This window comes from Opitutus sp. sgz309028 (genome assembly GCF_059821195.1).
Genome location: NZ_JCAMRR010000003.1, coordinates 595,798 through 620,028, shown reverse-complemented (window position 1 = coordinate 620,028; position 24,231 = coordinate 595,798). Strand labels below are relative to the sequence as shown.

At 68.0% G+C, this 24,231-nt stretch carries 17 protein-coding genes; all 17 read left to right on the top strand.

Features of this window, described 5'->3' with window-relative positions; genetic code table 11:
* Positions 1–3 precede the first annotated feature (3 nt).
* The 17 genes from AC6RV7_RS14255 to AC6RV7_RS14175 are packed head-to-tail and all read left to right on the top strand — an operon-like array spanning position 4 to position 24,221.
* Positions 4–876: a glycosyltransferase family 2 protein gene (locus tag AC6RV7_RS14255; RefSeq protein ID WP_500094679.1), complete on the top strand. Its 873-nt coding sequence runs from the start codon at positions 4–6 to the stop codon at positions 874–876.
* A gap of 6 nt (positions 877–882) precedes the next feature.
* A complete protein-coding gene (locus tag AC6RV7_RS14250) occupies positions 883–1,821 on the top strand; it encodes a glycosyltransferase family 2 protein (protein ID WP_500094678.1) in 939 nt (312 codons plus the stop codon).
* A gap of 29 nt (positions 1,822–1,850) precedes the next feature.
* Positions 1,851–3,776 carry an asparagine synthase (glutamine-hydrolyzing) gene (gene asnB, locus AC6RV7_RS14245; RefSeq protein WP_500094677.1) on the top strand — a complete coding sequence of 642 codons (1,926 nt, stop codon included), beginning with the start codon at positions 1,851–1,853 and terminating at the stop codon, positions 3,774–3,776.
* Between the two features lie 27 nt (positions 3,777–3,803).
* On the top strand, positions 3,804–5,171 hold the full coding sequence (locus AC6RV7_RS14240; RefSeq protein ID WP_500094676.1) for an O-antigen ligase family protein: 1,368 nt from the start codon (positions 3,804–3,806) through the stop codon (positions 5,169–5,171).
* Entirely contained in the window at positions 5,168–6,535 is a 1,368-nt protein-coding gene (locus AC6RV7_RS14235) for a polysaccharide pyruvyl transferase family protein (RefSeq protein WP_500094675.1), read from the top strand. Before AC6RV7_RS14240 ends, AC6RV7_RS14235 begins: the two co-directional genes overlap by 4 nt.
* Positions 6,536–6,548: 13 nt before the next feature.
* The gene (locus AC6RV7_RS14230; protein WP_500094674.1) at positions 6,549–10,649 is read left to right on the top strand and encodes an MBG domain-containing protein; all 4,101 of its coding nucleotides are present in this window, start codon (positions 6,549–6,551) and stop codon (positions 10,647–10,649) included.
* Positions 10,650–10,674: 25 nt separating this feature from the next.
* Entirely contained in the window at positions 10,675–11,967 is a 1,293-nt protein-coding gene (locus tag AC6RV7_RS14225; protein WP_500094673.1) for a Coenzyme F420 hydrogenase/dehydrogenase, beta subunit C-terminal domain, read from the top strand.
* Complete coding sequence (locus tag AC6RV7_RS14220; protein ID WP_500094672.1) at positions 11,964–13,607, top strand: hypothetical protein; 1,644 nt, start codon at positions 11,964–11,966, stop codon at positions 13,605–13,607. The genes AC6RV7_RS14225 and AC6RV7_RS14220 overlap by 4 nt, the downstream gene beginning before the upstream one ends.
* A 7-nt stretch (positions 13,608–13,614) precedes the next feature.
* Entirely contained in the window at positions 13,615–14,664 is a 1,050-nt protein-coding gene (locus AC6RV7_RS14215) for a glycosyltransferase family 4 protein (RefSeq protein ID WP_500094671.1), read from the top strand.
* On the top strand, positions 14,661–16,199 hold the full coding sequence (locus tag AC6RV7_RS14210; RefSeq protein ID WP_500094670.1) for a lipopolysaccharide biosynthesis protein: 1,539 nt from the start codon (positions 14,661–14,663) through the stop codon (positions 16,197–16,199). The genes AC6RV7_RS14215 and AC6RV7_RS14210 overlap by 4 nt, the downstream gene beginning before the upstream one ends.
* Positions 16,200–16,204: 5 nt before the next feature.
* Complete coding sequence (locus AC6RV7_RS14205; RefSeq protein ID WP_500094668.1) at positions 16,205–17,113, top strand: glycosyltransferase family 2 protein; 909 nt, start codon at positions 16,205–16,207, stop codon at positions 17,111–17,113.
* Positions 17,114–17,133: 20 nt separating this feature from the next.
* Positions 17,134–18,228, top strand: coding sequence for a hypothetical protein (locus AC6RV7_RS14200; RefSeq protein ID WP_500094667.1), 1,095 nt, complete (start codon positions 17,134–17,136; stop codon positions 18,226–18,228).
* Positions 18,225–19,340, top strand: a complete 1,116-nt coding sequence (locus AC6RV7_RS14195) for an NAD-dependent epimerase/dehydratase family protein (protein WP_500094666.1) — start codon at positions 18,225–18,227, stop codon at positions 19,338–19,340. Before AC6RV7_RS14200 ends, AC6RV7_RS14195 begins: the two co-directional genes overlap by 4 nt.
* On the top strand, positions 19,340–20,668 hold the full coding sequence (locus AC6RV7_RS14190; protein WP_500094665.1) for a UDP-glucose dehydrogenase family protein: 1,329 nt from the start codon (positions 19,340–19,342) through the stop codon (positions 20,666–20,668). The genes AC6RV7_RS14195 and AC6RV7_RS14190 overlap by 1 nt, the downstream gene beginning before the upstream one ends.
* A gap of 33 nt (positions 20,669–20,701) precedes the next feature.
* A complete protein-coding gene (locus tag AC6RV7_RS14185; protein WP_500094664.1) occupies positions 20,702–22,027 on the top strand; it encodes a methyltransferase domain-containing protein in 1,326 nt (441 codons plus the stop codon).
* Positions 22,024–22,929, top strand: a complete 906-nt coding sequence (locus AC6RV7_RS14180; protein WP_500094663.1) for an NAD-dependent epimerase/dehydratase family protein — start codon at positions 22,024–22,026, stop codon at positions 22,927–22,929. Before AC6RV7_RS14185 ends, AC6RV7_RS14180 begins: the two co-directional genes overlap by 4 nt.
* Positions 22,926–24,221: an NAD(P)H-dependent oxidoreductase gene (locus tag AC6RV7_RS14175; RefSeq protein ID WP_500094662.1), complete on the top strand. Its 1,296-nt coding sequence runs from the start codon at positions 22,926–22,928 to the stop codon at positions 24,219–24,221. The genes AC6RV7_RS14180 and AC6RV7_RS14175 overlap by 4 nt, the downstream gene beginning before the upstream one ends.
* The last annotated feature ends 10 nt before the right edge of the window (positions 24,222–24,231 follow it).

Below are 24,231 nucleotides of genomic sequence, written 5' to 3'. Positions count from 1 at the left end.
GCCATGCCTTCTCCCCGCTACGTCGTCGTCACGCCCGCCCGCAACGAGGGCGAGAACCTTTCCCACACGATCGCATCGATGGCCGCGCAAACCGTGCGGCCCGACGGCTGGGTGATCGTCGACGACGGTTCCTCCGACACCACGGGCGCACTCATCGACGAGGCCGCCGCGCGTCATTCGTGGATCGTGGCCGTGCACCGGCGCGATCGCGGTCGTCGATTGCAGGGCACCGGTGTGATCGACGCGTTTTACGACGGCTACCCGCTCGTGGCCGGGCGGCCGTGGGAGTTCATTGTCAAGTTCGACGCCGACCTCTCGTTCTCCGCCGACTATTTCGAACGTTGCCTGGCGGAGTTCGCCGCCGCTCCGACGCTCGGCATCGGAGGCGGTCAAATCTGTCACGACGACGCGGGTCAACTGGTCCCGGAAGCGCCAGCCGATCCGGCGTTCCACGTTCGCGGCGCGACCAAGATTTATCGTCGCGCCTGCTGGGAGGCGATCGGCGGGTTGCTGCATGCTCCGGGCTGGGACTCGATCGACGAGCTCAAGGCCAACATGCTCGGCTGGCAAACGCGCACCTTTCGCCACATTCCGCTCCGCCATCATCGTTTCACCGGTCGCGCCGACGGCACCTGGCGCACGCAGGTCAAATTCGGTCTCGCGAATTATATTTCTGGATACCACCCGCTGTTCATGGCGGCCAAGTGCGCGAAACGCTGCTTCCAGCGGCCTTGGCTGGTCGGCGCCATCGGTCTCGGCTGGGGCTACTGTTCCGGTTATCTGAAACAGATCCCCGCGGTAAACGACCCGGGACTCGTCCGCTACGTGCGCCGCCAGCAGCTCAACAAGCTTCTGCTCCGCCCCAGCCTCTGGTGACGCGCCATGGATCTCTCCATCATCATCGTCAACTGGAACACCGCGGCGTGCGTGCGCCAGTGCCTGCACTCGCTCTTCGCGCACTGCCGGCTGGACGACGTCGAGATCGTCGTCGTCGACAGCGGCTCCTTCGACGGCTGCGACCGGATGCTGGCGCGGGAGTTTCCGGGGGTGCGCTTCGTGCAGAGCCGCGAAAACGTCGGCTTCGCCCGCGCCAACAATCTCGGCGTCCGCTCCGCGCTCGGCGAGGCGTTTCTGTTTCTCAATCCCGACACGGTGCTCCACGAGGACACTCCGGCGCAACTGCTTCACTGTCTCGCCACCCTGCCGCACGCCGGCGCCGTGGGCTGCCGGCTGCTCAATGCCGACGGCAGTGTGCAGACCAGCGCGCTCCAGGCATTTCCCACCGTGCTCAACCAGGTCCTCGACGCCCACTGGCTGCGCGAGCGTTTCCCGGAATCTCCGCTCTGGGGCATGGCGCCGCTGTATCGGCGCGGGTCCGCGCCGTCCGAAGCGGCGGCCCTGTCGGGCGCGTGCCTCGCCGTCACCCGCCAGGCGTTCGCCGCCGTCGGCGGCTTCAGCGAATGCTATTTCATGTATGGCGAGGACCTCGACCTCTGCCGCAAGCTGCATGACGCCGGCTGGAAGGTCTACTACACCCCGGAAACCTCGCTCGTCCACCTGGGCGGCGGCAGCAGCCGGCAGGCGCCGGGGGATTTCTCCATCGTGATGATGCGCATCTCCGTGCACCGCTTCATCCGCCTGCACCAGGGGCGCGCGGCCGCGGCGGGTTATCGCGTCGCCATGGGCGTATCCGCCATCCTGCGACTGCTGCTCATCGGGCCGGCGCGCCTCTTCGGGGACCGCGTGGTCCGGCACGGCGCCGACTCCTGGCGCAAATGGCGCGCGATCCTCGGCTGGAGCGCCGGGCTGCGGATGCTCTGAACCCGCCTCCTTCGTCTGCGATTCCCGTCATGTGCGGCATTGCCGGAAAACTCCTCTTCGATCCCGCGGCGCGCGTCCACCGCGACGAGCTCGCGGCGATGGTCGGAACGATCCTCCATCGCGGACCCGACGGCCGGGGCTTTCATCTCGACGGCGCGTTGGGCCTCGCGCACTGCCGGCTGTCCATCATCGACGTCGCCGGCGGTGCGCAGCCGCTCGCCAACGAAGACGGCACCGTCCACGTCGTCTTCAACGGCGAGATCTACAACTTCCCCGCGCTGCGCGAGGAACTGCTCGTCCGCGGACATGTGCTCCGCACCCATTCCGACACCGAGGTCATCGTGCACCTTTATGAGGAGTTCGGCGCCGATTGCGTGCAGCGGCTCGACGGGATGTTCGCGTTTGCCTTGTGGGACGCTCGGCGGCGCCGGCTGCTGCTCGCGCGGGACCGCGTCGGTATCAAGCCGCTCTACTACGCCGGGCTCGGCGACCGGATCTGTTTCGCGTCGGAAATCAAAGCTTTGCTCGGTGATCCCGCGGTGCCGCGCGACCTCGACTCCGCCGCCCTGCGGCAATTTCTGGCATTCTACTATCTCCCGGGCGAAGCCACGCTGTTCCGTTCGATCCGGAAGCTCCTGCCGGGGCACGTCCTGATCGTGGATTCCGGCCAGGTCAGGGTGCGTCCGTATTGGGATCTCGGATTCACCGATGCGCGGGCCCATCTCGGATTCGAGGCCGCGGTCGAGGAATTGCAGACGCTGCTGCGCGACACGGTGCGCAGCCACCTGCTCGCCGACGTGCCGGTCGGGGTGCTCCTGAGCGGAGGCGTCGACTCCTCCGCCGTGCTCAGTTTTGCCGCCACGTCGTGCGCACGGCCGATCAAGACCTTCACCGTTGGGTTTGAAGGGAACGGCGTTGTCGACGAGAGGCCTTACGCACGGCTGGCGGCTCTTCGTTTCGGGTCCGACCATCATGAGCTCACCATCGGGGCGCAGGACTTCTGGGACTTTCTCCCGGCCTACAGCCGCCACATGGAGGAGCCCGTCTGCGAGCCGCCGGCGGTCGCGCTGTATCACGTTACCCGGCTCGCGCGCCGACACGTGAAGGTGCTTCTCTCCGGCGAGGGCGGCGACGAGGCGTTTGCCGGCTATCCCAATTACCGCCACCAGCTCCGGCTCGCCCACCTCGCCCAACGGCTCCACGCGTTCAGCCGGCCCGTCGGCAGTCTCACCGCCGTCGCGGGCGAATGGTTCGGATCCGACCGGCTCCTCCGCTACGGCACCGCTCTCGGCCGTCCCCTCGCCGCTTCCTACTTCAGCCGCACGTCGTCGCCCGCGGCGTTCTTCAATCGCTGCGAGCGGCAGCTGCTGACGGTTCCCTCGCGCGGACGCGCGGGCGAGTTTGTGAGCGACCTGCTTTCCGCGGTGGGCGACCGCGGCCGTCTGGACCAGATGCTTTACGTCGATACGAAGACCTGGCTGCCGGACGATCTGTTGGTCAAGGCGGACAAGATGACGATGGCCAACTCGCTCGAATTGCGGGTGCCGCTCCTCGACCATCACGTGCTCGAATTTGCCGCCTCGCTGCCCGCCTCCTTCAAGATCGCGGGGAAGGAAACCAAGCGCATCCTCAAGGCGGCCTTCGCGCCGGTGCTCCCGGCGGAAATCCTCCACCGCCCGAAGGCGGGATTTCCCGTGCCTTACGATGCGTGGCTGCGCGGCCCGCTCGCCGACGGCGTGCGCGAGACCCTGCTGTCCTCCCGAGCGCTCGGGCGCGGCTACTTTCGCCGTCCCGCGCTCGAACGCCTCCTCGACGCTCATCGCCGTCAGGGACGTTACGCGAAGGAGATTTTCTCGCTGCTCGCGCTCGAGTTCTGGCACCGGGCGTTTGTCGATCCGCCGGGCCCATCGAGCACGCCCGCCGAAGTCGCCGTGCCGTGGCAGGCCGTCGCGTGAACCCGCCGTCTTCGTCTTCTCTCCGCCGTGTTCGATCTCGCGTTCATCGCGATCGCCGCGATCGCCGTCTTGCGCGCCACGCGTCATGGGCTGAGCGCGGGATTTCCCCTCGCCGCGGGATTGCTCGTGCTCCTGCCGGGGCAGCTTCGCATCGAGCTGCCGGGCGCGCTGCCCGAGCTCACGGTTCATCGCATCATCCTCGCGATCCTGATCTTTCGCTGGATCCAATCCCCTCGCAGCGAGCGGCCGGTCGAGACCGTGCACCTGACCTTCTGGCTCGGGCTGTGGCTCGCGACGCGTGCGGTTTCCGATCTCCTTTCCGTCACTCCGGGCGCCAGCCTGAAGGACCTGCTGGCGTTCGCGATCGAGGCCGTGCTGTTCGTGCAACTCGCCCGTGCGGCCCTGCCCACCGCCGAGGTCCGTCTCGCCACGCTTCGTGCCGTGGTCGTCGCGCTGTTCTTCGTTGCCCTGATCGCCTTCGTGGAACGCTACGGCGGCGTCAACCTGCCCGTTTTGGTTTTCGCCCATTTCAAGTATTGCTACGACGGGATCCAGTCGACTTACCCGCATCGCATTCTGCTGGGCTATGCGATGGCGATGGGCGTGCCGCTGGCGCTGTTCCTGATCGATCGTGCCCGCGATCGGCGCGCACGGCGGCCGTGGTGGTTGATCCTGGTCGCGCTTGTGGTCGCCTGTTTCCTCGCCGACAGCCGCGGCGGCTGGATCGGCATGGCGCTCGCCGGCGCCTTGAGTTTCCTCCTCGGCAGCCAGGCGACGCGGCGGCGCTGCCTGGCGCTGCTCGCGCTCGCGCTATTGACGCTCGGGGTGCGTCCCGGCGTGCGCGAAACGATCCTGTCGCGCATTCACGACACCTACGCCGCGGACTCCTACAAGGGCACTTCCTATCAGTATCGCTGGCGGCTCTGGCATGTCGCCGCGTCGGAAATCGCGCGCTCGCCCGACCGCCTGCTCTTCGGCTACGGCGGGCTGTCGACCGAGTCGATGGACCTCAGCCGCTATTTCGACTACGAGCAGGGCGGCACCGCGGCGAAGATCGGTTACACGTCATGGGATAACCACTACGCCTCGGACCTGATCGAATTCGGCATGGTCGGCCTGGGCGTCGAGGCGCTCGTCTACGCCGCCATCGTCCTGCAATTGCTGCGCGGCTGGCGGCGGGCCTCGCCCGAGGAACGTCCGCTGATCGGCGCCACCCTGATCGGCTGCCTCGTTTTCATGTTCGCCCGCACGAATGTCTACGTCTTCGGCGAGCAGACGAAGTTTCTCTTCTGGACCTTTGTCAGTCTCGGCGCCGCGGCCGCACGCCTGCCGATCGAGATTGTCGATCGCGACCTCTCTGCGCCGGTCACGCCCCTGCGCCCCGTCCAACCGTGAGCGTTCCCGCCCCTGTTCCCCGCCCCACCCGCGCGATCCGCGTCATCGTGATTGGCGCCGGGTTCGGCACCGCCAACTGCGGTGTGGCCGCACTGGCCAGCGGCACGCTGACGTCGATCTACCACGCGTATCCACGTGCGCATGTCGCCTTGCTCGATTACGCGCGCAAGCCGGTGACGCATGAGTTTCGCCACGCCGAGCACGTCCGGAAGATTCCGATGATCGCGCTGCGCTTCTCCAAAAATCCGTTTCAACGGAATCACGTCGTCCGGCTTCTCCTGACGGCGCTGGTGCTGCGCCTGTTCCGGTCGCGGCGGCGCGCCCGCCTCGTCCGGCGCAACGACTGGCTCGGCCCGATCGCCCGCGCGCACCTGGTCGGAGCGTTGAGCGGCGGCGACAGCTTCAGCAGCCTCTACGGGCTGCGACGACTCCTCTATGTCTCGCTGCCGCAGCTGCTCGTGCTCGCGGTAGGCCGGCCGCTCATTCTGTTGCCGCAGAGCTACGGTCCGTTCCACGGGCCCGTTTCACGTTTTCTCGCGCGAACGATTCTGCGCCGGGCCGAACGGATTTTTTCGCGCGAAGAATCCGGTCTGGACGTGGTCCACCAACTCGCACCGGCCGCCGCCCCTCGCAGCGCCTTCGCCTATGATCTCGGCTTCGCACTCGAGCCGCGCCCCGCGCCGGCCAAGGTCCTCGCCGAGCTCGACGACCTCCTCCAACGCGGCCCCGTCGTCGGCCTCAACGTCAGCGGTCTGCTGTTCTCCGCCGGCTCCGCGTCCGCGGGGGCGTTCGGACTTCGCGAAAACTATCCGGCGCTGATGCGCGCGCTGGTGACGCACCTCGTCAGCCAGCGGGGTTGCGCGGTGGTCCTGATCCCGCACGTGCTCGGGCGCGGTGGCGAAAGCGATATTTCGGCGTCGCTTCACCTTGTGCGGGAACTGCCGCCCGACGTCCGCGCCGGCGTGTATCGCTGCGACGCTGAGCTGGATCACCAGCAGGTGAAACATGTCATCGGACACTGCCATCTCCTGGTCGCGTCGCGCATGCACGCCTGCATCGCGGCCCTCTCCCAACTGGTGCCCGCCGTGGCGCTCGGCTACAGCGACAAATTTCGCGGCGTGCTCGGCTCCGTCGGCGCCGGCGACCTCGTGATCGATCTCCGACAAGCGACGCGCGAGGAAGTGATCGCCGCGGTCGACCGCGCCCTCGATGCGCGCTCGGCGCTCGCCGCGCGGCTCGAGAGCCGGATCCCGGCGGTGCGCGATGCCGTACTCAATTTCTTCGTCTCGTTGCGTCCGCCTCCGTTTCCACGCCGGGCCACCCCGGTGCATGTGCTCGCGCAGTCCCATTCCACTCCGCCTTAGCCCGCGTCCGGCCATGATGACATTTCGCGTTCTTTTGTTCTTTTCGCTGCTTCCGCTCCCGGCGTTGGCCGAGAACCTTTACGTTACTTCAACCGGAGCCGGCACGCGCGACGGCACGTCGTGGGCCAATGCTTTCGCCGGGTTCAACGGCATCGTGTGGGGGCCGGGCGCCGCGCAGCTCGGCGAGGACGACATCCTGTGGATTGCCGGCGGCAGTTACGCCGGTCCGCTGGTCATTCAGGGCTCCGGCAGCGACGGTCACCGGATCGTTCTGCAGCGGGCCACCGCTGGCGACGTAATAGCGACGTCCGCCGCCGGTTGGAGCGATGCCTTCGACGCGCCCGTGGTGATCAGCGGAGCCTCGACCGGCATTTATTTCAGCCACGGCATCGGCAGTTACGTCACGATCGACGGTCGCACGACCTCCGGCATCCGCTGCGTTTACGGCGACCACAACAACGGCGTCGAGATCGATGCCACGACAGACACGATCACCGGCATCACGCTGCGCTACATCGAAGCCGCGGGTCCCGGCCCAATCCAGCAAAGCGGGGACACCCGCGGTTTCGATCTCACGGTCACGGGCTTGATCGTGAACCTCACGCTCTCGCACTGTTCGGCGCATCATTCCGACACGCTTTTCCAGATCGCCGCCAGCGTCGGCCTCGTCGTGGAGTATTGCGATTTCCACGACGCCGACGCGCTCAACCCCGACACGTTTCATCCGAACACGATGATCCTGACGAAAACCGAGGACGCGGTGATCCGGTTCAACCGCCTCCACAACATCCGCGTCGAAGGACTGTTCTTCGAGAGCGGTGCCAGCAACAACGTGCAGATTTACGGGAATCTTTTTTACGTCGGAACCGCCCCGCGCGATTCGGGCCGCGGGATCGAGGTGGGCAGCAACGCGGCCGCGACCAATTTCCGCATCTATAACAATACCTTCGTCGATCTACCCTTCCGCGGCCTGCGCCTCAGCGGAATCTCCCACGCCGGCACCGTCGTCGAGAACAACATCTTCTACCGGACGACAGCGGACTTCGGGGACGCGGCACACGACTACAACCTCTACACGGGGCAGAACGACGAGCCCAACGGCATCGGCCACGCGTCCAATCCCTTCGTCAACCTCGAGTCCTTCGATTACCATTTGATCGCCGCGACCGGTCCGCGGCGCGCCCGCGATCGCGGGCGTGATCTGGGCCTGACGTATCAGCCGGACTTGGACGGAAACCTGCGCGGCGCAGACGGCGCGTGGGACATCGGGGCTTACGAATATCACGCCGGCGGCGCCCCGGTCGTCACCAGCGCTCCCCAGGCGGCCGGAGGTTACCGACTCGATTTTTCTTACCAGATCGCGGCCTCTCCTCAGCCCGTGGCGTTTGCCGTCTCCGGCGCGCTGCCGCCCGGCCTCGTGCTCGACCCCGCCACTGGCCGCATCGCCGGGCGTCCCGCCTGGGTCGGAACCTACGAAGTCGTGATCTCCGGGAGCAATGCCGCCGGGGCCGGCGGCGACGCGCTGACCATCGCGATCGCTCCCTCCGCGCTCACACTCGCCGGCGCCGGAGTCGCGACCCGTCCGTTCAACGGCACCGTCGCCGCGACGCTGGATCTTTCCGCGGCGCAGCTCGTCGGCCTCGCGCCCGAGGACGCCGGCGCCGTCGGCCTCGATGCGAGCGCGGTCGTGGCCGCTTATGATTCGCCCAACGTCGGCACCAACAAACCCGTCACATTCTCCGGCCTCGCTCTCAACGGTGCCGCCGCACCCTGCTACTCCCTCCTGCCGTTCTCGCTCACCGGCACGATCACGCCCGCCGTCGCCCTCGTCACCCTCGGCCAGCTCGACCAGCTCTACGATGGCAGCCCCCGGACGGTCACCGTCACGACCACGCCCGCCGGGCTCGGCACAGCCGTCACCTACGCGGGCAACATCGCCGCCCCGGTCGCCCCTGGCAGCTACGACGTTGTCGCCACCGTCGTCGATCCGAACTACAGCGGCAGCGTCTCGGCACGGCTCACAATCCAGCGCCTGTCGCAGTCCGTGCAGTTTCCGACGCCCGCTGGATCGTTGCGGATCGGCGAGCCCGTGACGTTGCAGGCGAACGCGAGCTCCGGGCTGCCGGTCACCTTCGCCGTCGTCAGCGGCAACGCGACTCTCGCGGGCGATCGGCTCACCGCCCTTTCCACCGCGCCCGTGACGGTTCGCGCCACCCAGCCGGGCAACGATCTCTATGCTCCCGCGAGCGCGGAGATCACGCTGTCCAACATCGACAACCCGAGCCGGCCGCCGACCATTGTCAGCCCCGCCGTAGCGACCGGCACTTATCGCGTTCCGTTCTCCTACGCCATTCTCGCCAGCGAATCCGTGGATAGTTACGGCATCTCCGGTTCGCTCCCCGCCGGACTCGCCCTGGACCCCGCCTCCGGCGTGATCGGCGGCACGCCGACCGACTCGGGTGTATTCACTTTTACGATATCGACGGCAAACGACGACGGCACCGACTCGCTCTCGCTCACCGTCACCATCGCGCCGCTCGAGATCGCCGCGACCGGCATCGCCGCGATCAGCCGCAACTATGACGGCAGCGTCGCCGTCGCCCTCGATCTCGCCACGGCCGCGCTCGCCGGCGTGCCCGCCGAGGACCTTGGGCGCGTCACCCTCAACACCGCGAGCGCGATGGGCGCGTTTCAGTCTCCCGCGGCCGGAACCGCCAAATCGGTCGCCATTTCGGGTCTCGCGCTCGCCGGCACGGCCGCCGCGCATTACCGCCTGCGCCCGCTCGCGGTCACCGCCTCGATTCTCCCTGCACCGGCCTTGATCCGGCTGGGCAATCTCGAGCACCTCTTCGACGGGACGCGCAAGATGGCGAGCCTCGTCGTCACGCCCCCCGGCCTTCCGACCGCGATTACCTACGGCGGCCAGAGCACCGCGCCCCTCGCCGCCGGCTCCTACGAGGTGATCGCCACCGTCACCGATCCCAACTACACTGGCCGCGTCACCGCCGTTCTACACATCTTCGACGCCATGGCCGCGCGCGCCGCGCTCCTCCGGGGCGCCGCGCCGGGAGCGCCGGTCTCACTCGCGGTCACCGCGACGGGCGGCGTGCAGTGGCTGCGGGATGGCCTTGCCCTTTCCGGCGCGACGCAGTCGGTCCTCGCATTTCCGGGGGTCACGCCCGACGACGCCGGCATCTACACCGCAACCTTCGACAACGGCACGCGGACCCTTTACGCGATCCTCGGCGTGCTTTCCGCCAGCAAAGTCCTCGGCGCAGCGATTGAGATTCCTCCGCCGGATGTCGTGCATCCCAACGGCAATGTTTACGACCAGACGCTCCTCACCGGCTCCGCCACCACGATCTCCGCCGATCCGGGACAAGCCACGCGTCTGTCGTTCATCGACCTTAACAACGACATCGTGCAGGTCGAGTTCGCCGGTGCCGGCACGCTGACGCTGCTGCTCGACGACGCGAGCGGCCCCGGTCCCGCCGCCAACTACAATCAGCCTCAGGTGCGCTACATCAAGGGCCATGCGCGCATCGTCATCGCCGACGCGGACGAAACCAGCCACGTCACGATCTTCACCGTCGGTCGCGCCACCGCCTTCGACGAATCCGGGGCCTACGACATCACCCGGCCGGTCAGCGCCACGAACGACCCGATGGCGAATCGCAGCCCCCTGTTCACCGGGCACGACGACACGGCCTACGACGGTTTCGCCGATCTCGCCTATCTCGCGATCCAGGCGAGGAACGGGCGTTTCGGCGGCCTGCGCGCCGGCAACGCCGCGTTCTTCGCGACGCACGGAATCACCGGCGTGTTCGCTCCGGACGTCATCTTCACCGGCCCGGTTTACGTCCACGACATCACCGCGTCGGACGCGGCCGTTCCCACCTTGCTGCTCGGCGCCTGCGACGACGTGCGGGTCGCCGGCGGTAATCTCGCGCAGGACAATGCCGCCCCGGTGCGCGTCAGCGGCATTCATCAGCTCAGGTTCACCGACGGCATGTCCTCCGCCGGCCGGATCCTGCTCGCGCAGGCGAATCGTGCCACCCTCGAGCAGGATGGCACGGACATCACCGCGCAGATCGTGCTCAATCCGACCCAGTAATCACGGGCGCGCCCGCTCTGTATCCATGAAACGGATCCGTCACGCCGAGGACGTCGCGCGCTGGCGTCTTTGCGTCGGCTGCGGCGCATGCGCCGCGATCTGCCCCACCAAAACGATTCGTCTCGTCGACGTGATCGACGAAGGCATTCGTCCGCTGGTCGCCGATCCGCTGGCGTGCGGAAACTGTCGCGCTTGTCTGGAGGTTTGCCCCGCGCGGGAGAACGACCATCGCGAGCTCCTGCAGCGGCCGGGGATACTTCGTGAGCTCGCAGCAGACTGCGGTCCCGTGCTCGAAATCTGGGAGGGTCATGCGTGCGATCCCGAGATCCGGCGTCAGGGTGCCTCCGGCGGCGTGCTCACCGCGCTTTCCGCCTACGCGCTCGAACGCGAGTCCGTACATGGCGTCCTGCACGTCGGCATGGATCCGGACGATGCCACGCGCAACCGCACCTTCCTGAGCCGGAGCGCGGAAGAGCTCCTGGCGCGGACTGGGTCGCGCTACGCCCCGGCTTCGGCCTGCGACCGGCTCGATCTGATCGCCGACGCGCCCGGACCGTGTCTCTTCATCGGACAGCCGAGCGAGGTGACCGCGCTGCGGAAAGCACAGCGACTCCGGCCCGAGTTGCAGCGCCAGGTTGCCCTGACGCTTTCGTTCTTCTGCGCCGGCTCGCCCGCCCGTCGCGGCACGCTCCGTCTGCTGGAATCGCTCCATATCGCACCGGCGGAGGTCCGCGAACTCCGCTATCGCGGGAACGGGTTTCCCGGGCATTTCGCGGTCACGTTCGGTCCGGCGCGGGAGGCTGCGCCACCGCTCACTTATCGCGAGGCCTGGGGTTTTCTGCAGGCCTACCGTCCGTTCGCGACACACTTGTTTCCTGACGGCCTCGGCGAGGATGCCGACATCGCGTGCGGCGATCCTTGGTATCGCGATCTCCAGCCGGGCGAACCCGGTTCGTCGCTCGTGGTCGTGCGCACGGAGGCGGGCCGGCGCTTCCTCCACCGTGCGATGGCGGCGGGGTGTGTCGCGCTCACCCCGGCCGAGCCGTGGAAGCTGCGGCAATCGCAGGCCAATCTCCTCGCCAAGCGCGGCGCCATCGGCGGTCGCATCTTCGCCCTGCGACTTCTCGGGCTGCCGGCACCGCGGCTGCGCGGTTTCAAGCTCCTCGTCAACTGGTGGCGTTTGCCGCTGCGCCTCCGCGCGCGCTCGGTGCTGGGCACGATCCGTCGCGCGCTCGGCCGCGGCTATCGCATCCCGCTCGACCTCCGCGCGGCAATCGCTCGCGAGCCGGCCGCCACGGTCGCCGTTTCCCGCTCGTGAATTCGCGTCAACCGATCCTCGTCGCGCCGGCCGCGGCGCTGTCCCGGCACCGTGCCCTCTTCACGATGCTGGAGTCGCTGTATCCGGCCGCGTTCGTCGGCGGCGCATTGACCGACTGCCCCGAAGCTGCCGGAGCGATCTTCTGGGCCGAAGATTCCCGCGATCTCGCCGCGCTCGCGGCGCGTAGCGTCGAATCGCTTGCCATCCTCGCGCCCGCGACCCCCGCCGTCGCCGTCGACCGCGGCCGGGTGACCTTTTCCGATGCGCCGGCCGTTGACCGTTGTTTCCGCCGGGCGACCCTGCGGGAGCGGGGAGTTGCCGAGTTCACGCCGCTGCGCCGCGACGCGGGCGACGATCTCATCTGCACCCTCGATGGCGAACCCGGCTGGATCCGCCGGCGCCACGAACGGATCTCGATCGTCGCGCTCGAGCCGCCGCTTATCCAAGGCACGGATACGCTCTACCGGCACTTCAACCGGCTGCAGTGGCTGCGCCTGCTGCCGTTCCTCGAATTCGTGCAGCGTCTCACGCGCGAGCACGACTGGACGCCGCCACCGCTGCGGGCCTGCCTCATGTTCGACGATCCCAATCTGCACTGGGGCCGCTATGGGTTCATCGATTATCACGCCCTGGCGCGGCACGCGGAGGAGCACAACTATCATGCGGCGTTCGCCACCGTGCCCGCCGACGGGTGGTATGTGCATGCAGCGACGGCGCAGCTGTTTCGCGAGCAACCGGCCCACCTGTCGCTGCTCATGCACGGCAACAATCACGAGAGTGCCGAGCTGGGCCGCGAGCGTTCGCTCGAGGAGTTTGCGGGCACGCTGGCGCAGGCGTTGCGCCGCATCGATGGGTTCGAGCGGCGGTCCGGCCTCGCGGTGGCGCGCGTGATGGCGCCGCCTTACGGCGCTTTCTCCGTCGGCGCCGCCAACACGATGCTGCAGCTCGGCTACGAGGCGGTGTGCGTCTCGCGCGCGTCGATCACCAGTTGGAACCAGCACGCTGCCTGGCCGGTGGGCTTCGGCGGCGGGCCGGCGGAATTCCTGGCGGACGGCCTGCCGCTGATTCCGCGTCACGTGCTCGCACCCGAGCAGATCGACACCTACCGGCTGGCGGCGTTTCTCGGACAGCCGATCATTCCGCACGGCCACCAGCGCGACTGCGCGGGAGGACTCGATCTGCTGGCGGATACCGCCGCCGCGATCAACGGGCTGGGCGCCGTGCGCTGGTGCAATTTGACCGAACTTTGCCGCTCCAACTACCAAACCCGCCGCGAGGGCGACACCCTGCTTGTCCGGATGTTCGCCCGCCAGGTCACGCTGCCGCCGCCGGAGCCGGATGTCCGCCGGCTCGTCGTCGTCCGTCCCTGGCTCGAGTCCGGCGAGTCGCATGAGGAACCGCTCTTCTGCCAGCAGGGCGACCAGCTGCGTCACGCCGGCACGAACGCGCGTGTCAGCCGCGAAATTCCTCTCGGCGGCCCGCTCCCGATCGCGCTCCATGCGCCGCCTCGCGCGACGCTGAATCCCGCGCAGCTGGCACCGCCGTCGCGCCGGGTCTGGCCCGTCGTCCGCCGCCTTCTCGCGGAGGGCCGCGACCGCCTCACCCCGCTCGTCGCCCGCCCGCGGCGCACAACCGCCTGAACTCATCGTGAAAAACAAAGGCTCGATCACGTTCCTCCTCCCCGGAGACAACCTCTCCGGCGGCGTTCGCGTGACCGCACGCATGGCCAATCTGCTCCTCGATCGCGGCTACGACGTGCGGATCGCTTTGCCCTCCCGCTGGCGCCAGCTCTGGGCGAATCCTTCCCTGTTGAAACGTCGCGGCACCGTCAAAGGCGGCTGGTTGCATACGTTCCGCGGATCGATCGCCGGTTACAACGACATCAACTGCCTGCGCTTCGCCCCCGGCGAGGTCGTGATCGCCGTCGGCACGTTCATGATCGCGGACCTGCAGAAGCTGAACCATCCGAACCTCGTCAAGGTGCGCTACAATCACGGATTCCCCACCGAGATGACGCCGGCGTATCGGACCGCGTGGTCGCTGCCGATCCCGACGATCACGGTTTCTCCGACCCTCGTGCCGCAACTCGAACAGCTCTCGGGCCAAGCCGTGCGCGCCGTCATCCCCAACGGCATCGACCGCGAACAATATTTCCCCGTCCGCGGCATCACCCGCGATGCCATCGGCACCATCTACGCCGCGCATCCCAACAAGGCCCCCCGCGACACGGTCGAGCTGATGCGCCGCGTCGCCGCCGAATGGCCGGAGGTGCCGCGCGTCGTCTTCAGCACGGAACCGCGGCCGGTCGGCCTGCCGCCGGGCTTCTACGAACAGTCGCCCACCATCGGTCGCGTGCGCGAGCTCTACAGCCGCGCCGTGGTCTGGCTGCTTGCGAGCTACACCGAGGGCCTCCCCGGTCCCGTGCTCGAAGCCATGGCCTGCGGCGCGGTGGTCATCAGCACGGACAACGACGGCAGTCTCGCCCTCATCCGCGACGGCGAAAACGGCCTCATCGTCGGCAAGAGCGACTTCCGCGGCTTCATCGACCGCATCCGCCGCGTGCGGGAGAACGCCTCCCTGCGCAACAAACTCGTTCGCGGCGGCTTCGCCACCGCGTCGCGCTACAGCTGGGACTCCGCCGCGCGCAAGATGGAGGAGTTTCTGGAATCGCTGGAGAAGCCGGCACTCGTGGCGTGAACGATCGCTCCCCACTCTCGCCTCCGCTGGCTCCGCCACTCCCCGGACCGGCCCCCGAGCCGGCGGTCGATGCGGCCAAGCTGCGCGGACACGCCGTCCGGGGCGGCGCCATCACGCTCATCGCCCAAGGCGTGAAGTTTGTGCTCAACGTCGCCTCGACCGTGCTGCTCGCCCGGCTGCTGTCCCCGACCGACTACGGGCTGTTCGCAATGGTCACCGGCTTCACCAGCCTCGTCGAAATCCTGAAGGACGGCGGTCTTTCGCTCGCGACCGTGCAGCGGGACCGGATCTCCAACGAGCAGATCTCCACGCTCTTCTGGCTCAACCTCCTCCTCGGCGCCACGCTCATGCTGGTCACGTTCGCACTCACGCCGTTGATCACGCATTTCTACGCCGAGGAGCGGCTCACGGGGATTCTTTTCGCGCTGGCCGGCACGTTTCTCATCAGTGGCCTCGGCGTCCAGCACTTTGCCCTCCTTCGCCGCCACCTCCGCTTCACGCTGGTCGCAGCGATCGATGCCGGTTCGATGGCGGTCGGAGTGATTGTCGCCGCGCTGCTCGCCCTGCGTGGCTTCGGCTACTGGGCGCTGGTGGGCATGGCCGTCAGCTCGACCCTCGCAAGCACGATCGCGGTCTGGATCGCCGCGCCCTGGCGGCCGGGCCGGAGCGCACCGCTCCGCAGCGTGGCGCCGATGCTGGGCTTCGGCGGCAACATCATCCTCACGCGCTTCGTCCACCAGTTCGTGCGCAGTTCGCCCAACGTGCTCATCGGCTGGTATTGGGGGCCCGTGACCGTCGGCCTCTATCAACGGGCCTACGCGCTCCTGATGTTTGCCGTCGACCAGATCCAGGGCCCGGTCGCGGCCGTCATGCTTCCGCCGCTCGCTCGTATCCAGAAAGACCCGACGCTGCTCCGGCATCTGTTCCTCACCGGCTACCGGCTCATCGCCTCGGCCATCGTGCCGGTCCTCGCCACGTGCTTCGTGTTCTCCGAGGAAATCGTGGCGCTGCTGCTCGGCCCGAAATGGGGCGAGACCGCCCTCGTGCTGCGGTGGCTCGCCGCCGGCGGCATCGTGGTCGGTTTGCTCAATCCCCAGGGTCTGCTGTTGCTCGCGCTCGGCCGCGCCGACACGTGCATGAAGATCGGTCTCGCCGACGCCCTCGCGGTCGTCACCGGCTATGCGGCAGGCCTGCGCTTCGGCGCGGTCGGCGTCGGCCTCGGCTTTCTCGGCGCCAAGCTCGCCCTCTGTGTTCCGCTCACCTATGCGAGTTTCCGCGGCACGCCGGTGCACTGGCGCGACGCCCTCGGCGTTGTCCGGCCGCCGCTCGCGGCCTCGCTCGCCGCGGCCTTGTTCGGCGCGGTGCTCAAGCACCTGGTGCAGGGAGCACTCGATCCGCGAACGCTCGGTGTCGTCGGCCCGCTTTTCACGCTCCTGCTCTACGCGGCGATTCTCCTGTTCGTCGCCGGCCAATGGTCGTTCTTCCGCGAACTCCTCCAGGAGTTGCGTCCCCGAAAGCGCCCCGCAACCGCATGACCACGATGCATACGCCCCGTCTCAGCGTCGGCCTCCCGGTGTTCAACGGCGCCAACTTTCTCGCCGAGTCGATCGAATCGGTGCTCCGCCAGGATTTCGCCGACTTCGAGCTCATCGTCTCGGACAACGGCTCAACGGACGAGACACCGGAAATCTGCCGCCACTACGCCGCCGCCGATCCGCGCATCCGCGTCATCCGACACGAAATCAACCGCGGCGGCGCGTGGAACTTCAATCACGTCTTCGCGCTCGGCCGGGCGCCGTTTTTCAAGTGGCAGGCGCACGACGATGTCTGTCTCCCCGGTTTCTTCCGCCGCTGCCTCGATCTGCTCGCGGCCGCGCGCCCGCCGGTCGTCATCGCATATCCGCGCATGGAGTTGATCGACGAGCACGGCCGCCCGCTCGACCACTTCCTGCCCGAGTCGATGGAGACCCGCCGGGCGCAACCGCACCAGCGAATCGCCCATGTGCTGCGCACGATGACGATGGGGCGGCCGCAGTTCGGTATCATCCGCACGGATGCGCTGCGCCGCACGCGCCTCTACCTTCCCGTCATCGCGGCCGACTTCGTTCTGCTGAGCGAACTCGCGCTGCTCGGCGAATTCTGGGAGGTGCCGGAGACGCTGTTCCAGCGTCGCATTCACTCCGGTTGTTCCACCCGCGCGAATCGCGGCCTGGATGAGCTGCAGCAATGGTGGGATCCGTCGCAGCGACGTTACCGTCGCTGGCTGCCGCCCATGCTGCGGCTGGGTTTGGAGTTCGTTCGCTCCACCCACCGGCTCCCGCTCCCCGCGCGCGAGAAACTCCTCTGCGATGCGAATGCCCTCTGGGTTTGGTATTTCCGCCAGCTTCGCAACTACGGGGGCCGCTGGCGCCGCCGCCTTTTCCACGGCCTTCGGCCGCAGCCGGCCTGACGCCCGCAAACGCTTTTCTCATGCCGATCGATTCCTCCCGATTCCGCGCGGGCGACTACGTTGAGGTGCGCAGCCGCGGCGAGATTCTCCGCACCCTCGACCCGGAGGGGCGCCTCGACGGGCTGCCCTTCATGCCGGAAATGCTCCGCTTCTGCGGCCGGCAGTTCCGCGTGGCCGCGCGCGCGCACAAGACCTGCGATTTCGTCAACAAGACCGGGGTGCGCGCCTTGCCCGCCTGCGTTCACCTCGAGGGCCTGCGCTGCGACGGCTCCGCGCACGGCGGCTGTCAGGCGCAGTGCACGTATTTCTGGAAGGACGCGTGGTTGAAATTTCCCGGCGAGCCCGCCACCGCGAACGACGCCGGCCCGGCGTTCTGCACTGAGGAGCGGCTGTGGTCCGCCACCACGGCTGCGCACTCCGCGGGCAACAATGGCGATACCGTGTATGTGTGTCAGGCGACCCGCTTGCCGGATTTCACCCGCCCGCTCTCGCCTTGGAATCCGCGGCAATACCTCGAGGACTACCGCTCGGGCAATGTCGCGTCGCTGTCCCGCTTCCTCCCTCGCGCCGCCTACCGCGGGTTCGATGCGCTCGTGAACCTCGGCATCGGCCTCGGTCGTCCGCTGCGCGCAAGCTACGATGTTTTCCAGAAGCTGCTCGGGCGCCGCCGGCTTTATCCCGGCACGCCCGGACGCCTCCCAGCCGGCGCCAAAACCCCGGCTGCCGACCTCAATCTGCAACCGGGCGAACTCGTCCGCGTGAAGGACCACGCGCGCATCCTCGAGACGATCGACGCATATGGCATGAACCGCGGCATGACGTTCAGCGCGGAAATGGCGCCCTATTGCGGCGGCGTGTTCCGCGTGCTGGGCCGCGTCAATCGCATCATCGACGAAAAAACCGGCCGCATGATCCGCATGAAAACGCCGTGCATCGTGCTGCAGGGCGTCGTGTGCCGCGCGCAGTTCAACCGCCGGATGATCTTCTGCCCCCGCGCCACCTACTCCTACTGGCGCGAGATCTGGCTCGAGCGCGTCGGGCCGGCGCCGCAACCCGCGGCGGCGACCGCGCCCACCCTCGTCGCTTCAAACCAGGCCGTCCGCACCTCCTCATGACCACCACCTCCGCCCAAGTCGTGGCCAACGATCTCGGCTTCATCGCCGAGCAATGCCGCGACGAATTCCGTAAACTCGAGGGCCGCAGCGTCCTGATCGCCGGTGGCGCCGGGTTTCTCGGTTTCTACCTCGTGCAGGCCGCGCTGTTCTGGAACGCCGCTCACGCCAGCGAACACCCGATCCGCATCGCCGTGCTCGATAACTTCGTCCGCGGCCTGCCGGACTGGCTCAGCCGCGTCACCTCGAGTCCGAGCCTGCGCCTGATCAAACACGACATCCGCGATCCGCTACCCGCCGATCTGGGCGAACACGACTATATCATCCACGCCGCGTCCATCGCGTCGCCGACGTTCTACCGGCAGCAGCCGATCGAAACGATGGACGCCAACGTCAACGGCCTGCGTTTCCTGCTCGATTACTGCGTCCGCCAGAAACGCGCGCGTCACAGCGTGCACGGCCTGCTGTTTTTCTCGAGCAGCGAAATCTACGGCGACCCCGCGCCGGGCGACATCCCCACGCCCGAAACCTACCGCGGCAACGTGTCCTGCACCGGTCCGCGCGCCTGCTACGACGAGTCAAAACGTTTCGGCGAGACTCTCTGCGTGAACTTTGCCCGTCACCATAATCTGCCGGTCAAGGTCGCCCGCCCGTTCAACAACTACGGTCCGGGCCTGAAGATCACCGACCGCCGCGTGATCCCCGACTTCGCGCGGGATATCTTCGCCAAGCGCGACATCACGATGCTGTCGGACGGTTCCGCGCGCCGCACCTTCTGCTACGTCGCCGACGCGGTGTGCGGCTACTACAAGGTCCTCCTGCACGGCAGCGCCGGCGAGTCCTACAACATCGGCGTGGAATCGCCCGAGATCTCGGTGACCGAGCTCGCCGAAAAAATGGTCGCGCTCGCCCGCAAACACTACGGCTACCCTGGCAGCGTCATCCACCGGCCCAGTCCGGACAAGGATTACCTTGTCGACAATCCCGCGCGCCGCTGCCCCGACATCCGGAAGGCGCGCGCCGGCGTCGGTTACGATCCCCAGGTCGCCATCGATGAGGGCCTCGCCCGCTCGCTCGCCTGGTATGCCGGCAACCGCACCGCCACGGACGCGTAATGAACCTCTCCATCATCGGCACCGGCTACGTCGGCCTCGTCACCGGCGCCTGCCTCGCGGAACAGGGTCACCAGGTAACCTGCGTCGACGTCGACGCCGAGCGCGTGGCACGGCTCAACGCTGGCAGTGCCCCGATCTTCGAGGACGGGCTGGACGAACTGCTCCAGCGCAATGTCGGCCACCGGCTGCGCGCGACGTCGGACCTCGCGAGCGCCGTGCGCGAAACCGCGGCGACCTTCATCTGCGTCGGCACACCGTTCGATGGACAATCGATCGATCTTGCCGCCGTCCTGGACGTCGCACGGGAGATCGGCGCCGCCCTGCGGAGCAAAGCCGACTACCACCTCGTCGTCGTCAAAAGCACGGTCGTCCCCGGCACCACCGAGCAGCGCGTGCGGCCGGCCCTCGAGGCTGCGTCCGGCAAGCAGGCCGGATTTCACTTCGGGCTCGGCATGAACCCGGAATTCCTCTCCGAAGGCGAAGCGGTGCGCGACTTCATGCACCCGGACCGGCTCGTCCTCGGGGCGCTCGATGCGCGCTCCCTCGCGGCCATGGAGGAAATTTATCGGCCGTTTCCCGCCGCGCCCAGGATCCGGACCAATCCCCGCACCGCCGAGCTGATCAAATACGCGTCCAACGCCCTGCTCGCGACGCTGATCTCGTTCGCCAACGAAATCACGAATCTCGGCGCCGCGATCGGCGGCATCGACCCCGCCGAGCTGATGCGCGGCCTCCACCTCAGCCATTATTTCCGTCCCCGCGACGGTCTGCCGCTCCCACCGATCACGTCATTCCTGTATCCAGGTTGCGGATTCGGCGGGAGCTGCCTGCCGAAGGACGTCAAGGCGCTGATCGCGCACGGCAGCGCCACGGGCGAGCCGATGCGGCTGCTCGAGGCCGTGATCGCCACGAACGAGCGCCAGCCGGCCCGGGTCGTGGCCCTGCTCGAGCGTCGCTGGCCCGACCTCCGCGGGATCCGCACGGCCGTCCTGGGCCTCTCGTTCAAGCCGCAGACCAACGACGTGCGCGAGAGTCCGGCGTTTCCCGTGATCCGTCTGCTCCTGGAACGCGGCGCCCGGATCGCGGCGTTCGATCCCGTCGCCATGCCCGAATTCCGCCGCGCGTTCTCCGATTCGCGCGTCCGCTACGCGCCCACGCTCGAGTCGGCCACGAGCGACGCGCAGGCGGTCGTCGTGCTCACGCCGTGGCCGCAGTTCGCCGATCTGCCGCAACAGTTCCGCGAGCAAACCCCGGCGCCGCTCCTTGTCGACGCCCGTCGGGCGTTCTCGCCGCATCTTTTCGCCGACTACGTCGGTATCGGCGACTAGCCGGTCCGGCCGGCTCCTTTGTCCGTTTCCTCCATGAATGCCTCCGCCGTCTCCGCGCCCCCACGGGACCGCCCCGTCGCCGACTCGCAACCCCGGCCGCCTCGCATCGCCGGCGCGACGCCGTTCCGCTGCCGCCATTGCGGTCGTGCGCTCGAGCACACGTTCGTCGACCTCGGCTTGTCGCCGCCCTGCCAGTCCCACATCGAGCCCGAACGGCTCGCCTGCGCGGAGCCGTTCTACCCGCTGCACGTTTACGTCTGCTCGCAGTGTTATCTCGTGCAGCTGCCCGAGCACATCGCGCCCAAGGACATCTTCGTCGAATACGCGTATTTCTCCTCCTACTCCGACACGTGGCTCGCCCACGCGCGCGCCTATGTGGAGACGATGACGGCGCGCTGGCGCCTCGGTCGCGAGAGCCTCGTCGTCGAGCTCGCGAGCAACGACGGCTATTTGCTCCAGTATTTCGCCGAGCGCCATGTCCCGGTGCTCGGCATCGAGCCGGCGAAGAATGTCGCCGCCGTCGCGGTGAAGAAGGGCATCCCGACGCTCACCGAATTTTTTGGCCGCGACGTCGCGCGGCGCCTGGTGGCGGAGGGCCGGCGGGCCGACCTGCTGCTGGGCAACAACGTCCTGGCCCACGTGCCGGACATCAACGACTTCGTCGGCGGGATGAAGCTTCTCCTGCAGCCAGCCGGCGTCATCACGATGGAGTTTCCCCATCTGTTGCGACTGATCGCCGGCAACCAGTTCGACACGATCTATCACGAGCATTACTCGTATCTCTCGTTTACGACGGTGGAGACGATTTTCGCGGCGGCCGGGCTCGCGCTTTTCGATGTCGACGAGCTGCCGACGCACGGAGGTTCGCTGCGCATTTACGCCGGCCACGCCGAGGATATGACGAAGATCCGGAGTCCGCGCGTCGCCGCCCTGAAGGAGCGCGAGGCTCGCTGGGGCGTGGCCGATGTCGCGACCTACGCGCGTTTCGGCGAGCGGGTGAAGGCGACGAAACGACGCATCCTGCAGTTCCTCCTCGCGGCGAAGGACGCCGGCAAAAGCGTCGCCGGCTACGGCGCACCGGGCAAAGGCAACACGCTGCTGAACTACTGCGGCATCCGCACCGATTTCCTCGACTACACCGTCGACCGCAATCCGTATAAGCAGGACAAATACACGCCGGGCACCCGGATTCCGATCCTCGCGCCCGACGAATACCGGCGGACCCGGCCGGACTACGTGTTCATCCTGCCCTGGAATCTCCAGGAGGAGATCATGGCGCAGAACGCCTATATCCGGGAATGGGGTGGCCAGTTCGTCGTCCCCATCCCCGAGCCCACGGTCCATGCGCCCCCGGCATGAATGCGTCCCGTGCCTTGGTGACCGGCGCCGCCGGTTTCATCGGCCGCGCGGTTTGTCGTGAGTTGCTCGCCGGGGGCTGCCACGTCGCCGCGCTTTGCCGCCGTCGCGACCGCCGTCTGCCTCCTGAGATCGAGCCGATCGTGTGCGATCTCGCCGACCGCCGGCAGTTGCTGCGCGCGGTCGAGTCTGCGGCATGCGACTGCATCTTTCATTTCGCCGGCTACACGAGCGCCACCCGCGACCTGCAAGCCGTGCCCGAAACCTTCGATTCGAATCTCGCCGCCACGGTGAATGTTCTTTTCGCCGCCACCCAGGTCGGGTGCAACCGGCTGGTCGTGGCCGGCTCGCTGGAAGAACCTGATCCCGGCGAGGCCCCCTCCTCCCCCTATGCCGCCTCCAAGCTCGCCGGCACTCACTATGCACGGATGTTTCACCAGGTTTACGGAACGCCGGTCGTGATTGCCCGCATCTTCATGGTCTACGGCCCCGACCAGCAGGACACCCGCAAGCTGATTCCCCACACCATCCTGCGCCTCCTCGAAGGCCGCGAGCTCGCATTCGCCAGCGGCCGCCGGGAGCTCGACTGGATCTACATCGACGACCTGGCCCGTGGCCTGGTCGAGCTGGCGCGGCGCGACGGCCTTGCTGGCGAGGTGCTCGATTTCGGCACCGGCACCCTTACGCCTATCCGCCGCGTCGTCGAGATGCTCATCGATCTCGTCGATCCCGCCGCGACTCCGCGTTTCGGCGTACTGCCGGAGCGCAAAGCCGAGCAGATCCGCCAGGCGAACGCGCGTCGCACCGAGGAGCGGCTGGGCTGGCGCGCGACCGTGGGGCTGCCCGATGGGCTCGCCCGCACCGTCCGCCATTATCGCGAACGTCATCCGGTTCCCGGTCCATGAATGCCCCGCTTTCCTTCGGATTGAAGAACCGGCTCGCCGCCGAGGGCCCGATCCGGGTCGGTGTCGTCGGCGCCGGCGCCGCGGCGCGCATGGCGCTCCGCCACCTGCTGCGCTGCTCGACGGTGCGCGTGCTCGGCATCGCCAATCGCACGCCGCAACGCGTCGTCGAGATCCTCGCCGGCGCCGGCCGGCCGTTCGCCATGGTCCGCTCCGCCGCCGAGCTCGATGGCGCCGCGAGCCGCGGCGCCATCGCCGTCGCCACGGACCCCGCGGTGTTGTGCGAGTCGCCCGCGATCGAGGCGATCGTCGAGGCCACCGGCTCCGTCGAGTTCGGCGCCGCGGTTACGCTCTCCGCCCTTCTCAACCGCAAGCACGTCGTGCTCCTCAACGCCGAGCTCGACGCCACCCTCGGCCCGCTGCTGAAGCGCTACGCCGACGACGCCGGCGTGGTGTTCACCCATACCGACGGCGAGGAGCCGGCGGTGGCGTTGCGCCTGGTGCAATACCTGCGGGACCTGGGATTGCACCCGGTCGCAGCCGGCAATCTCAAGGGCATGCTCGATCGTCGCCGGAATCCGGATACGCAGCGGACCTTCGCCGCCGCACACGGGCTGGATCCGGGCAAGGCGGCGTCGTTTGCCGACGGCACCAAGCTCGCGCTCGAGGCGGCGGTGCTCGCGAACGCCACGGGTTTCCGCGCCGGCGTGCGCGGCATGCACGGGCCGCGGTGCGCGCACATCCGGGAGATCGCCACGCTGCTGCCGGCCGGCGAGATGCTCGCGGGCGGTCTCGTGGATTACGCGCTCTCCACCGAACCTTCGTCCGGCGCGTTTGCGATCGTGCACGAGCCCGCCCCGGACATCCGCGCCGATCTCGCGTATTTCAAAATGGGCGCCGGGCCGTTTCACGTGTTCTGCACGCCCTATCACCTTCCGCCCCTACAGATCGTCGCGGCGATCCACGCCGCCGTCCTGCGCCACGAGCCGACGGTCGCTCCGGTCGGTCCGCCCGTGTGCGAGGTCGCCGCGCTCGCGAAGCGTCCGCTCCGGGCCGGCGAGGTGCTCGATGGCGTCGGCGGTTATTGCTGCTACGGCGCCGTGGAGAACGCCGACACCTTCGCGCAGGAGCGTCTGCTGCCCATCGGAATCTCCGCCGGCTGCCAGCTGCTCCGCGATGTCGCCGTCGACGAGGTTGTTCGCTACGACGACGTCGAGTGCCCGCCCAACCGGCGCTGCGACCTGCTGCGCGATGAACAGCACCGTCTGTTTGCCCCGGCGCTGGCCGGCGTGTAGGCCAACGCAT

What these genes read in the sequence shown, in the direction of transcription:
- AC6RV7_RS14255 (WP_500094679.1), top strand. Translation starts at nt 4, where the DNA reads ATGCCTTCTCCCCGCTACGTCGTCGTCACGCCCGCCCGCAACGAGGGC.
- AC6RV7_RS14250 (WP_500094678.1), top strand. Translation starts at nt 883, where the DNA reads ATGGATCTCTCCATCATCATCGTCAACTGGAACACCGCGGCGTGCGTG.
- asnB (WP_500094677.1), top strand. Translation starts at nt 1,851, where the DNA reads ATGTGCGGCATTGCCGGAAAACTCCTCTTCGATCCCGCGGCGCGCGTC.
- AC6RV7_RS14230 (WP_500094674.1), top strand. Translation starts at nt 6,549, where the DNA reads ATGATGACATTTCGCGTTCTTTTGTTCTTTTCGCTGCTTCCGCTCCCG.
- AC6RV7_RS14225 (WP_500094673.1), top strand. Translation starts at nt 10,675, where the DNA reads ATGAAACGGATCCGTCACGCCGAGGACGTCGCGCGCTGGCGTCTTTGC.
- AC6RV7_RS14205 (WP_500094668.1), top strand. Translation starts at nt 16,205, where the DNA reads ATGCATACGCCCCGTCTCAGCGTCGGCCTCCCGGTGTTCAACGGCGCC.
- AC6RV7_RS14200 (WP_500094667.1), top strand. Translation starts at nt 17,134, where the DNA reads ATGCCGATCGATTCCTCCCGATTCCGCGCGGGCGACTACGTTGAGGTG.
- AC6RV7_RS14195 (WP_500094666.1), top strand. Translation starts at nt 18,225, where the DNA reads ATGACCACCACCTCCGCCCAAGTCGTGGCCAACGATCTCGGCTTCATC.
- AC6RV7_RS14190 (WP_500094665.1), top strand. Translation starts at nt 19,340, where the DNA reads ATGAACCTCTCCATCATCGGCACCGGCTACGTCGGCCTCGTCACCGGC.
- AC6RV7_RS14185 (WP_500094664.1), top strand. Translation starts at nt 20,702, where the DNA reads ATGAATGCCTCCGCCGTCTCCGCGCCCCCACGGGACCGCCCCGTCGCC.
- AC6RV7_RS14180 (WP_500094663.1), top strand. Translation starts at nt 22,024, where the DNA reads ATGAATGCGTCCCGTGCCTTGGTGACCGGCGCCGCCGGTTTCATCGGC.
- AC6RV7_RS14175 (WP_500094662.1), top strand. Translation starts at nt 22,926, where the DNA reads ATGAATGCCCCGCTTTCCTTCGGATTGAAGAACCGGCTCGCCGCCGAG.